Annotated in this window: 6 protein-coding genes and 1 pseudogene; 3 read left to right on the forward strand and 4 right to left on the reverse strand. The window is 55.0% G+C overall.

The window, feature by feature from the left end; genetic code table 11:
* Positions 1–223: 223 nt before the first annotated feature.
* The 3 genes from gap (at position 224) to JYE50_RS12015 (ending at position 5,174) form a co-directional block, all read left to right on the forward strand.
* Positions 224–1,255, forward strand: a complete 1,032-nt coding sequence (gene gap / locus JYE50_RS12005; RefSeq protein WP_084097625.1) for a type I glyceraldehyde-3-phosphate dehydrogenase — start codon at positions 224–226, stop codon at positions 1,253–1,255.
* Between the two features lie 215 nt (positions 1,256–1,470).
* Positions 1,471–3,354 (forward strand): ABC transporter ATP-binding protein, encoded by a 1,884-nt coding sequence (locus JYE50_RS12010; RefSeq protein WP_283399265.1) that lies wholly within the window; start codon positions 1,471–1,473, stop codon positions 3,352–3,354.
* On the forward strand, positions 3,351–5,174 hold the full coding sequence (locus JYE50_RS12015; protein WP_366212569.1) for an ABC transporter ATP-binding protein: 1,824 nt from the start codon (positions 3,351–3,353) through the stop codon (positions 5,172–5,174). Before JYE50_RS12010 ends, JYE50_RS12015 begins: the two co-directional genes overlap by 4 nt.
* Positions 5,175–5,337: 163 nt before the next feature.
* Here the strand turns inward: JYE50_RS12015 and JYE50_RS12020 are convergent, their stop codons facing one another.
* The 4 genes and pseudogenes from JYE50_RS12020 to JYE50_RS12035 all read right to left on the reverse strand — a co-directional run bounded on the left by JYE50_RS12020 (position 5,338) and on the right by JYE50_RS12035 (position 12,762).
* The gene (locus JYE50_RS12020; RefSeq protein WP_084097627.1) at positions 5,338–6,420 is read right to left on the reverse strand and encodes a PIN/TRAM domain-containing protein; all 1,083 of its coding nucleotides are present in this window, start codon (positions 6,418–6,420) and stop codon (positions 5,338–5,340) included.
* Between the two features lie 148 nt (positions 6,421–6,568).
* The gene (radA, locus tag JYE50_RS12025) at positions 6,569–7,939 is read right to left on the reverse strand and encodes a DNA repair protein RadA (protein WP_084097628.1); all 1,371 of its coding nucleotides are present in this window, start codon (positions 7,937–7,939) and stop codon (positions 6,569–6,571) included.
* A gap of 450 nt (positions 7,940–8,389) precedes the next feature.
* Positions 8,390–9,563, reverse strand: a pseudogene (locus JYE50_RS12030) (IS110 family RNA-guided transposase).
* 562 nt (positions 9,564–10,125) lie between these two features.
* Positions 10,126–12,762, reverse strand: coding sequence for an SH3 domain-containing protein (locus JYE50_RS12035; RefSeq protein WP_084096256.1), 2,637 nt, complete (start codon positions 12,760–12,762; stop codon positions 10,126–10,128).
* Between the last annotated feature and the right edge of the window lie 126 nt (positions 12,763–12,888).

Genomic DNA, 12,888 nt, shown 5'->3' on the forward strand with positions numbered 1-12,888 from the left:
CAGCATATCATTCTGATTCCTGTAAGTCAAGGAATTTGAGCTTTTTTCAACGATTCGCGCCCATTTTGCACAAAAGCCGGAAGAGATTGAAAAAACAGGGCTGATCCGGAGCCGAAAAACCCGGAGCAGAACAAAAAACTGTTGCAAAACAAGGGAAAAACAGGTACAATACCATGCGGACCTTATAAATGCGAAAGCGACTATTTAGAGGAGGGTTTTTTCCATGGCAGTTAAAGTTGCGATTAATGGCTTTGGCCGTATCGGCCGTCTTGCGTTCCGTCAGATGTTCGGCGCTCCTGGTTATGATGTCGTTGCGATCAACGACCTGACCAGCCCCGCGATGCTGGCTCACCTGCTGAAGTATGACACCGCTCAGAAGGGCTACTGCGGCGTGATCGGTGAGAACAAGCACACCGTCGAAGCGACCGAGAACTCCATCATCGTTGACGGCAAAGAGATCACCATCTATGCCATCAAGGACGCTAAAGAGTGCCCCTGGGGCGAACTGGGCGTAGACGTCGTGCTCGAGTGCACCGGTTTCTACACCTCCAAGGAAAAGGCTTCTGCTCATATCGAAGCGGGCGCCAAGAAGGTTGTTATCTCCGCTCCTGCCGGTAACGACCTGCCCACCATCGTTTACAACGTAAACCACAAGACCCTGAAGCCCGAAGACACGGTCATCTCCGCTGCCAGCTGCACCACCAACTGCCTGGCTCCCATGACCAAGGCTCTGAACGATACCTTCCCGATCCAGGCTGGTATCATGACCACCGTACACGCTTACACCGGCGACCAGATGATCCTGGATGGCCCGCAGCGCAAGGGTGACGTGCAGCGTGCCCGTGCCGGCGCCGCCAACATCGTGCCCAACAGCACCGGTGCTGCCAAGGCTATCGGCCTGGTTATCCCCGAACTGAACGGCAAGCTGATCGGCTCCGCCCAGCGTGTGCCCGTGCCCACCGGTTCCACCACCATCCTGGTGGCCGTTGTTAAGGGCAAGGATGTGACCAAGGAAGCTATCAACGCCGCTATGAAGGCTCAGACTTCCGAATCCTTCGGCTACACCACCGAGAAACTCGTTTCCTCCGATATCATCGGCATGACCTATGGCTCCCTGTTCGATGCCAACCAGACCATGGTCAACCAGATCGACGAAGACACCTATCAGGTGCAGGTCGTGTCCTGGTACGACAATGAGAACAGCTACACCAGCCAGATGGTCCGCACCATCAAGTACTTCGCTGAACTGAAGTGACACGTCAGTGTCATCCCGAGCGCAGTCGAGGGATCTCTTGATACAGGCGTAAGCCTGATCTGAAAAGAATCCTTTGGTTGAACCCGGAACGACAAGCAAAGTACAAGTTGCGAAAATCATGCCCGCTGTCGGAGAACCGACGGCGGGCAGTTTTTATGCCATCCTTCGGGTCAGGGAAACGAAAAACCATAAACTGACTGCAAGGAGACATATATATGGAAAATATTCAGACCAAGGATCATATTAAGCCCCGGAAGGGCCGGGGCAGACTGATCTGGCGGTTTTTAAAGGGCAGCAAAGCCTTATTCATTCTTTGTATGACCTGCTCAGCGCTGGTTTCGCTGGGCGAGATGATCGTTCCCCAGATAATCCGTATCACAATTGACAATATCATAGGCGGAGCATCAACGGAAAACCTGGCCCCTGTGGTGCAGAACATGATCACTTCCCTGGGCGGCGCGGAAGCGCTGCGCGGCCGGATGTGGATCATGGCGCTGGCTGTGCTTGTTGTGGCGGGGATCTGCGCCGTGGCCCGGTATTTATTCCGCGTTTCCGATGTGAAAGCCAGTGAGAGGCTGGTCAAAAACATGCGGGATACCCTTTTTGGCCACATTGAGCGGCTCCCCTTCCAGTGGCATATGAGCAACCACACCGGGGATATCATCCAGCGGTGTACCAGTGATATTGAAACAACCCGGAATTTCATTTCCGAGCAGATGACAAACCTCATCCGAATCGGAATCCTGCTGGTCATGAGCATGAGCTTCATGTTTTCCATGAACAGCTCCCTGACGCTGATCGCCATGGCTCCCCTGCCGGTGATCATCTGGTATTCCCTGTTTTTCCACCGGAAGTTCCGCAAAGGATTTGAGGAATGTGATGAAAACGAGGGAAAGCTCTCCGCCATGGCCCAGGAAAACCTGACCGGCGTGCGGGTGGTGCGGGCCTTCGGCCGGGAACGCTATGAGCGGGACCGGTTTGAAAAGCATAATGAGTATTACACCTCCCTGTGGGTGAAGCTGGGCCGGCTGATGAGCTTCTTCTGGTCCTCTTCCGATATCCTTTCCGGCATCCAGATCATGCTGGTTGTGATTTTCGGTGTGCTTTTCTGCCTGCGGGGCAGCATGACCAGCGGCGAGTATATCGCCTTTATCAGCTATAATGGCATGCTGGTCTGGCCGGTACGCCAGCTGGGCCGGATGCTGAGCGAGATGTCCAAGGCCGGCGTCGGTATTGACCGTATCGGCTATATCATGGACGCGGAGGAAGAGAAAGATCCGGAAGGCGCGCTGACGCCGCCGATGGACGGGGATATCTGCTTCGATCATGTGACCTTTGCTTACGAAGGAAGCAAGGAAATGCTGCATGACGTGAACTTTACCATCCCGGCAGGAACAACGCTGGGAATCCTCGGTGGTACCGGCTCCGGAAAGAGCACGCTGATGTACCTGCTGGACCGGCTGTATCCCCTGCCCGCTGACTGCGGAAAGATCACCATCGGCGGCACGGATATCTCAAAGATCGCGCTGGAACACCTGCGCGGTAATATTGGCATCGTTCTGCAGGAACCCTATCTGTTCTCCCGTACCCTGCGGGACAACCTGGGGATTGCTGTCCGTGATCTCGGGGACAAGGAGCTGGAAGCGGCGGTTCAGGCGGCGTGCCTGGATGAAACCATCCAGTCTTTCACCAAGGGATATGACACCTTTGTGGGTGAGCGGGGCGTAACCCTGTCCGGCGGCCAGAAGCAGCGGGCGGCGATTGCCCGGATGCTGACCCGGCCCACGCCCATTATGATCTTTGACGACTCCCTTTCCGCCGTGGATACGGAGACGGACGCGAAGATCCGCACGGCGCTGGAGAAGCGCTTTGGTTCAGCAACGATTATCCTGATCTCCCACCGGATCACGACCCTTTCCAAGGCGGACCAGGTCCTGGTCCTGGATCACGGAAAGGTCAGCCAGCTGGGTACTCCGGAAGAACTGTCCGGGCAGGACGGCCTGTACCGCCGGATCATGGAGATACAGGGATACTCCGCTGAACCGGAAACAAAAGAAAAAGAATCTGCAGCTGATCTGAAGGAGGTGACTGCGGAATGACGCAGATGACAGACAGCATCAAAAAGGACGCGGTGTCCCTGCCGTTTTTCGGCATTCCGCGGATCCTTCCCTATGTGAAGAAATACAGAAAAACCCTGCTGGTTATGCTGATCGGCGGCCTGATCGGCACCGGTATGGATATCGGCCTGCCCCTTTTCCAGCGTTATGCCCTGGATCACTTTATTGCCCTTGGTACGCTGGATACCCTGCCGCTTTTCATTGTGATCTATGTGGCGGCAATCATCCTTGCCGGCGTAGCGACGTTTTTTGCCTGCAGGGGCGCCATGACAACGGAGGTCTCTGTCAACCGGGACCTGCGGGCAGCGGCTTTCAGCCACCTGCAGACCCTGTCCTTTTCCTATTTCAACCAGAACAGCGTAGGGTGGATCCATTCCCGTGTCATGTCTGACACTTCCCGTATTGGCGGCCTCGTATCCTGGACCTTTATGGACAGTGTATGGCATACGAGCTACGTGATCGGTGCCGCGGTGGTCATGCTGGTGATCAATGCCAGGCTGGCCCTTATGGTACTGGTGATCCTGCCCCTGATCTTCGTGCTTTACTCCCTGTTCCAGAAGAAACTGATCCATGCCAACCGGCAGATCCGGGAGCTGAATTCAAGGATCACGGGAGACTTTAACGAGGCGATCACCGGGGCGAAGACGATCAAGACCCTGACGATTGAGGAACGCATGGAAAAGGACTTCGTGGGAGACACGGAGGAATACCGCAGCACTTCGGTACGGGCGGCCCGCCTGCGCGGCGCTTTCGCCGTGACCATGCACCTGGCTTCCTCCATGGCCCTGGCTATTGTTCTGTGGAAGGGCGGCGTGATCGCCGCTTCGGAGGTGGGTACTTTCTCCATGTTCATGTCTTATGCACAGGGCATGATGGAGCCTGTCCGCTGGATCGTGGACGCGATCTCGGACGTGATCACCACCCAGGTGAACATCGAGCGCCTCACAAGGCTGCTCGGAACAAAATCCGACGTGACAGATACGCCGGAAGTGATTGAAAAATACGGTGATTCCTTCTCTCCGAAGAAGGAAAACTGGGAACCCATCCGCGGGGATATTGAGTTTGAGGACGTCACCTTCCGGTATCCGGACGGAGACGAGAACGTGCTGGAGCACTTCAGCCTGAAGATCCCCTTTGGAAGCAATATTGCCATTGTAGGTGAAACCGGCGCCGGCAAAAGCACCCTGGTAAACCTGGTCTGCCGCTTCTTTGAGCCCACGGAGGGCAAAGTACTGATCGACGGACGGGATGCCAGGGAAAGGAGCCAGCTCTGGCTCCACAGCGCCATCGGCTATGTACTGCAGACGCCGCACCTGTTCTCCGGAACGATCCGGGAGAACCTGCTGTACGGCAACCCGAACGCATCGGAAGAAGACATCGAACGGGCTCTGAAGCTGGTCTCCGCCGACAAGGTGGTAGCCAAAATGGAAAAGGGTATCGATACAGACGTTGGTGAGGGCGGTGACCTGCTTTCCACCGGTGAGAAACAGCTGATCTCCTTCGCCCGGGCTATCCTGGCGGATCCCCGCATCCTGGTTCTGGACGAGGCGACCGCTTCCGTGGACACCCTGACTGAACAGCAGATCCAGTCCGCTATCGATGAGGTAATCAAGGGGAGAACATCCCTGGTGATCGCCCACCGGCTGTCCACTGTAAAGAATGCCGACCTGATCCTGGTGGTCCGGGACGGCAAGATCGTGGAGCAGGGCACCCATCAGGACCTGCTTGCCGCCAAAGGCGCGTACTACAGACTTTATACCAGGCAGTACGAGGACGAGGTGACAAACAGCATACTGCAATAAAATAAGGCCGAAAGGCCTTATTTTATTGCAATTCATGATTCATAATTCACAATTCATAATTATGGATACTGCGCGAATAATAAAAGCAGCGTTTCATATCGAATCGCTGCCTTATGTGTGGGTGAAACAAAATCATTATGAATTATGAATTGTGAATTATGAATTAGTTTTTCAGGCGGGCAAAGATCATGCGGCCGGCTGAGGTCTGCAGGACGCTGGTGACCAGGATGTCAGACTCTTCACCGACAAGGGATTTCGCGTTTTCCACAACGATCATGGTACCGTCATCCAGGTACGCGACGCCCTGGCCGGCTTCCTTGCCTTCCCTGGTCAGGCGGACCCGCATTTCCATGCCCTGGACCACTGCCGGGCGGAAGGCTTCCGCCAGTTCGTTCACGTTCAGGCTTTTCACACCGCTGACAGCAGCGGCCTTCTGCAGGTTATAATCCACTGTAATCACGGTACCGCCGCAGTCCCGGGCCTGCCGAAGCAGCTTGACGTCCACATCCTGGATGTCTTCAATGTCGGCGGGATCGATCACCAGCTGTTTCAGGCTGTCCCGCATTTCCCGCAGGATTTCCAGTCCGCGCCTGCCCCGCTCACGCCGGGTATCATCGGAGGAATCGGCCACGTGCTGAAGCTCATCCACCACAAACTGGGGAATCACAAACTCTCCTTCGATAAAACCGGTTTTCGCGATCTCCAGGATCCGTCCGTCGATGATCGCGCTGGTGTCGATATATTTCCGGGAAGCATAGCCGTGTTTCCGGATCTTGCTCTTTTCCCGGGCACCGGACAGCCGCGTGATCATGGTGATGAATTCACGGCTCCGGCGTTTTCCGATGTTATATCCCAAAGCACCGAGGGTCAGGTACAGGATTGCGGTCAGGGCTGCGCCTGCGACGCCGTCACCGAGGAAGGAGACCATCTGCCGCAGCAGGGCCGCGACGATGAGCCCCAGGATCAGGCCGACAACCGCGCCGATCAGCTGGTTGGCCGGCATTTTGTCAAATTCCTTCTGCATCTCCAGGGAAAAGCTGCTCACGCGCCGGATGATGCGGCGGCTCAGCAGGAGCAGGAGCAGGCCGCCCACTACCGCCATAGCGGAATAAGCAGCAACGGGTACCCAGGTGGGGATATCCGCGTTCTGATGGCTGAGCCGGTACAGGGCCAGGCCCAGCTGGGCAGCGGCCAGGCCTACGCCGATTCCCAGCAGCACCAGCAGGAAGCGTAACAGTTTTTCCATTGCTTTTGATCTCAAGATTGCATACCTCGCTATCGATAATTATCCGGTATATGAAAGCAGTTTTTTCAGATCCCTCCACACCGGGATGAACAAATCAATTGTTCATTATTCATTGTTAATTGTTCATTGCGTAGTGTTCTGAAGGATTTCAGAACACTACGCTTAACGCCTGTGCGACGGTATCCACACCGATCACCCGTACACCTTCCGGCGCTTTGATCCGCTGGGCGTTGGACCGGGGAATGATGATGGTGGTGAAACCCAGGCGGGCACATTCGGAAATGCGCCGCTCACACTGGGGCACGGTGCGTACTTCACCCGCCAGGCCGACTTCGCCCATCACGGCGATGTCGGGGCCGACAGGTTTTTCTTTCAGACTGGAAGCCACCGCCACGCACAGGGCAAGGTCCGCGGCAGGCTCGCTGAGCTCCAGTCCGCCGGCAACGTTGATATATACATCCTGGTTATAGGTCCGCTGGTTGGCACGTTTTTCAAGGACGGCCAGCAGCATTGCGACCCGTCCGCTGTCCGCACCGTTTACGGCCCGGCGGGGCGTTCCGTAGAAAGTGGGACTGGTAAGCGACTGGACGTCGCACAGCAGCGGACGGCTGCCTTCAATTCCGCAGAAAACGGTGCTTCCGCTGGCTCCCTTGGCCCGGTGGCTCAGCAGTTCCTCACTGGGGTTTTCCACTACCTGCATACCCTGTCCGGTCATCCGGAACACACCGAGTTCATTTACGGAACCGAAACGGTTTTTCACAGCCCGCAGCAGGCGGTAATCCTGCTGCCGGTCTCCCTCAAAGTACAGAACCACGTCCACCATATGCTCCAGCATCCGCGGGCCGGCAATGGCGCCGTCCTTGGTCACATGTCCCACCAGGAAGACGCTGGTCCCGGTTTCCTTGCACAGGCGCATGATCAGGCTTGTGCCTTCCCGTATCTGGCTGACGCTTCCGGGAGCACTGGCCATTTCCGGACGATACATGGTCTGGATACTGTCGATCACAGCGGTGTCCGGCTGGAGCTCCCGGATCTTTTCCTCAATGGCGTCCAGGGCGTTCTCCGCCAGGACGTAGATATCGCTTTCGATCCCAAGCCGTTTCGCGCGCAGCTTGATCTGCCGGGCGGATTCTTCGCCGCTGATATACAGCGTACGCTTTCCGCTTTTGGCCAGATGATCGCAGACCTGGAGCAGCAGCGTGCTCTTACCGATACCCGGATCGCCGCCGATCAGGATCAGGCCGCCCTCTACGATACCGCCGCCCAGAACCCGGTCCAGCTCGCTGATCCCGGTGCCGGTTCGCACGGTGATATCTTCCGGAATATCTTTCAGGGCAAGAGGTTTCGCACCGGTACCCGGCCGCTGGTTCGCGGCAATCTTGCCGGAGGCTTTCTCCGGGACAGCCTGCAGGCTTTCTTCCAAAGTATTCCACGCGCCGCAGCCCGGACAGCGTCCGACCCACCGGGGGCTTTCATAGCCGCAGGCGGTGCATGCGTAGGTGCTTTTGACTTTTGCCATCATCGACTCTCCGATTAATTCATAATTCACAATTCATAATTGAATATGGTTTTCCTCCATTTCAGTATAACACAAAAGGCAGAGCATTCGCTCCACCTTCTGTAAAAAGTATTCATATTGTTGAGCAACTGTCCAAATCTTTGATTTGGGCGAAGCTCTTTCGACTGCCAGTGGCAGAAATATCGAAAGAGCTGAGACTAACTATTAAAAGTCAAGCCCCTGAAAGGAGGAAATCGAAGAAAATTTCGTTATCCACCGCCGCTTTTGACAAACAGCATTCAAGTGCTGAAATTGGCCGAGCGAGGGCGATGGAGGGTATAGCAAACAAAGCCACAGCCGCCCTCGCAAAAAGGGAGTGTAGCACTTGAATGCTTCGATTTGTCAAAAGTTCGCTACGCCGGCTGCTTGAGCGTCAGCGAACAAAGAGCTCAGGCTCCGAAGGGTATAGCATCAGGTTGCCGGAGAATATGCCTGGCCGGACCTGACTAGCGCGAAAATCAATCTGACAAGTTTCTTTGCCGCATGAGAAATGGCGACGTAGTAATGCTTTCCCTCAGCTCGCTTCTTTGCCAGGTATGCCGCGAAAGTCGGATCCCAGTTGCAAACGAACCGAGTGGCATTGAACAAGGCAAAGCGTAGATAGTGAGAGCCGTTTTTCCATGTGAGGATAAGCGTTATCCAGTTTGCCTGACTGGTATGTGGATGGAGAAAGGCCGGCATAAGCCAGGATCTGGTCAGGTGAACTGAAACGAGAAAAGTCACCGATTTCTGCCAGGATCATGGCTCCCATCCGGTAGCTTATTCCGGGAATTGTGAGGATTGGAGAAGGATCTGCATCCATGATTCGCTTGATTGAACTTTCGATTTCATTGATTTCCTCAGTGAGGACTTCAATCAGGTGAATGGTATGTTTTAACTCCATAGACTTGGCAGACATTACCGATCCAATGGAGTTTCTAGCAGCTTCTCGGATCTGAATGGCTTTGTCTCGTTTGTAACGACCTTTGGAGGATTCAGAAACCAGGTGAGTTAACCGAGTAAGATGACAGGATGCAAGTTGGCTTGCTCCCGGGAATTCGGCTAATAATGCATAAACTGTATGCACATGGAGTGTTGGTACAAGCCTATCCAATTCCGGGAACAGGATGCTGACGAGTCGGGCAACAGACGTTTTTAACTTAGCTCGTTCCTGAACCTTGTCGAATCTGTATCTTGTCAGTGACTTCAGTTCTTCATTGTGGTATGATTTGGCCGTGTAGGACGTGAGGACTACATTGGACATTATCATCTCTGCAATGGTACGCGCATCAATCGGATCAGTTTTCGTTTTGCGGATGTTGGCTGCCTTACGAAACAGATTGACGTGCAACGGATTTATGACATAGGTGTGGAGACCGTTGTCAAGAAGAAATCCGAGGATGTTGTAGCTGTAATGACCAGTAGCCTCAAGCCCTACTTTTACTTTGCTCAGATCCGGTGCTACAGACTTGAGTCTTTGGAGAAGCAGGTTGAAGCCGGCCTGGTCATTCGGGATGGTGAAAACATTCGCCAGGATTTCTCCATCCGAGTTTACGATGTAGCAGTCGTGCTTGTCTTTGGCGACATCAATTCCAAGGTATACCATGGTCATTCCTCCTTTGGTTAATTGATGCTGCTGGGTCCACAGTACCTCTTGCACTCGTAACCTCGTTCCACATAAACCGTCGAGCGGTATCTAACTGATTAACGAACAAACAAGGGGGCTGTGGTTGGAGCCTCACCACAACCGTCTAGCGGTAGGTCAATCGCACCAATCCACAGCATCCCCAGCAGTGTAGCACAAGCTCTTGGAGAAGAGTTGATAAACTACTATTCAATAATACGAGGTCAATCGAAAGGGAGTAATCTCCACGGTGTGGAGTTACGACCTTTGAGATTGCGGTATACAGTTGCCATGCTACAGCTGTCAAAAGGCTTTTTAGCCTTTTGGTAACAGCGATCGCTGCATTGTAAAAACTGAATTCCATTCAGTTTTCCATCGCCAAATCTCCAAAATCAACTCATAATTCATAATTGAATATGGTTTCCCACCATTTCAGCATAACACAAAAGGCAGAGCATTCGCTCCGCCTTCTGTAAAAAGTATTCATAATTCTGCATTCTGAATTCTGCATTCTGCATTGTAAAAACTGAATTCCATTCAGTTTTTACTTGTGTCCGTTGGGTGCGTGCTCATACGCGTACTGGATAGCCGCTTCGTGACCGCTGTCCACCTTGTTGCTGTTGTGGGTCTTACTGTTGGTAAAGTGGATACAGACCTGACCCCTCATGTCATTGTTGGGAATGGTATCACCTTCGGGATAACCGTGGGGAATACCGAACAGGGAGCAGGCGAAGGTACGGGATCCGATGGTGACCAGCAGCGGACGGCGCTGGTACAGGTTCTTGCTTTCGATCTCCTGGGCGGTACTGACGCCGTAGCACTTGCACAGGCGTGCGGTATCGGCTGCGGTCAGCGGTTCCACGTCGGCGTGGTTGCCGCCGGACCAGCGGTGTGCCCACCAGACGATGCCGGTCTTCACGTCATATACCTTGTAGTTGCTGCCCTTGGCCCACAGTTCATTGATACCGCCGGTGTACCAGTCGATCTTTTCGGCCGGGTACAGGGTCATGCTCAGGTTGCTTGTATCGGCAGCACCGACAGGAACGGTGTTGAACAGCTTATGCTGGGTCGCGGCGCCGGCTATACCGTCCGCGGTCAGGCCTTTGGCCTTCTGGAAAGCCTTTACGGCGCTGGCAACAGCCGTGGTGTATTTGTTGGTTACGCTTCCGGAGAAATAACCCTGGTTCTTCAGCTCGGTCACCAGGTTCCGGACAGCGTCGCCGGTGGAGCCGGTCTTCAGCGTGGTATAGGTGGCTTCCGTCTGACTGTTGGTGTTGATGGGAGCCGGAGTGGTTCCGGGCGCGGGAGTCGGTGTCGCGATGGCGGTGCCGTCGGCATTGCACATGTTCACATAGGTTCCGTGCAGGTATCCGTAACCCAGGGTCGGATGCTTGACACGGTACCAGAGGACGCCCTTGACTTTTGTCGGTTCTCCGAAGTAAGGAAGAACCACATTCTTGTCCACACGGCCGATGGTATCGGTATAACCGGCCTTTTTCCGCAGGTTAACCCCGCCGGAGTTGGTCTTCAGGTAACCGGTGGGCTGTTCTTCCGCGGGAGCCACGGTCGGTGTCGGGGTCTCTGTTCCGGCAGCAGGGGTAGGTGTCGGTGTGTTGACCGGGGCGTTGATCACCTTGACCATATCACCGCGCAGGTAGCCGCGGTTTGCGCCGTCCTGGACAAAATACCAGGTATAGCCGTTCTTCTGGACGGGCTCCAGCAGGTAAGGCAGGGTCACGTTTTTCTTGATCTGCTTGATAACAGTGCCGTTGATGGTGGCACGGAAGTTTACACCGCCCTTGATGGTCTGTACCCAGCCGATGCCGTTGGGATTAATCGTGGCGGTGGGTTCAGGCGTGGCAGTCGGTACAGCGGGGTTATCGCCTCCGGTCAGCTGTACGCAGTCGTTCCGGACATAGTAGGTCTTTCCGTCCTTCGATACAGGATACCAGGTATAATTCCCCTGGTTTACAGGATTTCCGGCGAGGGGCAGGATACTGCCCTTTCCCAGCCAGTCGTTCTTGTCATCGTAGTCCCCGCCGGGGGCGACCCGCAGGTGGCAGCTGGTCAGCTTAAGCTGTACGTTGCTGTAGACAGCCGGGGTAGCGGGCGCCGGAGCAGGGGTATCTGTCGCGGCAGCGGGAGCAGGCGTGGGAGTCGGGGCGGCCGGCGCCGCATTCGTGTCAGTGAACGGAGATACGCAGTCGTTCCGGACGTAGAAGGTTTTCCCGTCCTTGGAAACGGGATACCAGGTATAACCGCCCTGCTTTACAGGGACTCCGGCGAGGGGCAGAACAGAGCCCTTTCCCAGCCAGTCATTCTTGTCGTCATAATCTCCGCCGGGGGCGACCCGCAGGTGGCAGCTCGACAGGGTCAGTTTGACATGGGTATAGGTAAAGTTGGCGGCGGAAGACGCGCTGGACGCGGGAACCGGAGTAGCCGCGCTGGAAGCCGGCGCTGGTGTGGCGGTGACGACTTCGGAGCTTCCGCTGGCAGGGCCGCCGCTGATAATGGAGATAAAATCACTCATGATATAGCCGACGGTGCCGTTGTATTTAACTTTATAGAAGGTGCCGGATCCCACACCGCGGATGGACGGGATGGTCAGCAGTTCCACCTGGGTATTGCGGTCCAGGCGTTCGATGCTGTGGTATCCGGTGCCGGGTCCTTCCCGGAAGTTGGTACCGCCTGCGGTAACCGAACCGATGGATCCGGCGATCGCGGGCAGGTCCTGGCTCCTGCCGGCAGGTACGGGGGTAGGTGTCGGTGTAGGAGCTCCGCCGTTGGAGGCGGGAATGGGCGTAGGCGTGGAAACGCTGTTGCCCGCGTTATACTGGGTGATCTCCGCGGCGGTCAGCTCACGCATGAAATCGCCATGGATATAACCGGTATAGGTATTGCTGTTTTTACGGGACGGATCGGTAGTCCTGACTTTGAACCAATGAATCTTCTGTGCCGTTTTGTCTCCCAGGATCTCACAGACGTGATTAGCCGGCAGTTCAAAAGCGATCTTCTGGTCGGTTCCGGCGCCGTAGCGCAGGTTGACCTTGTCCAGTGTGATGCCCATACGAACGTTTTCGGCATAGGCAGAAATCCGGCTGCCGGTTGCGGCAGGGATCAGCGTGATCAGCATGCTCAGCGCCAGAGCAAAACAAAGCAGGCGGCGGCGATACATGGTCATGAATGGTTCACCTCTGTAAAATCATCAGTCTTCGGCACACAAACATAAGGTATCCAAAGATACAGAATCATTCTATTACGGAAATGTTACAATGTCAATAAAATATTAAAGAAAATATAGCGTTTT

Origin of the sequence: Aristaeella lactis, assembly GCF_018118585.1 — a bacterium.
Lineage (GTDB): Bacteria > Bacillota > Clostridia > Christensenellales > Aristaeellaceae > Aristaeella > Aristaeella lactis.

What these genes read in the sequence shown, in the direction of transcription:
- gap (WP_084097625.1), top strand. Translation starts at nt 224, where the DNA reads ATGGCAGTTAAAGTTGCGATTAATGGCTTTGGCCGTATCGGCCGTCTT.
- JYE50_RS12010 (WP_283399265.1), top strand. Translation starts at nt 1,471, where the DNA reads ATGGAAAATATTCAGACCAAGGATCATATTAAGCCCCGGAAGGGCCGG.
- JYE50_RS12015 (WP_366212569.1), top strand. Translation starts at nt 3,351, where the DNA reads ATGACGCAGATGACAGACAGCATCAAAAAGGACGCGGTGTCCCTGCCG.
- JYE50_RS12020 (WP_084097627.1), bottom strand. Translation starts at nt 6,420, where the DNA reads ATGGAAAAACTGTTACGCTTCCTGCTGGTGCTGCTGGGAATCGGCGTA.
- radA (WP_084097628.1), bottom strand. Translation starts at nt 7,939, where the DNA reads ATGGCAAAAGTCAAAAGCACCTACGCATGCACCGCCTGCGGCTATGAA.
- JYE50_RS12035 (WP_084096256.1), bottom strand. Translation starts at nt 12,762, where the DNA reads ATGACCATGTATCGCCGCCGCCTGCTTTGTTTTGCTCTGGCGCTGAGC.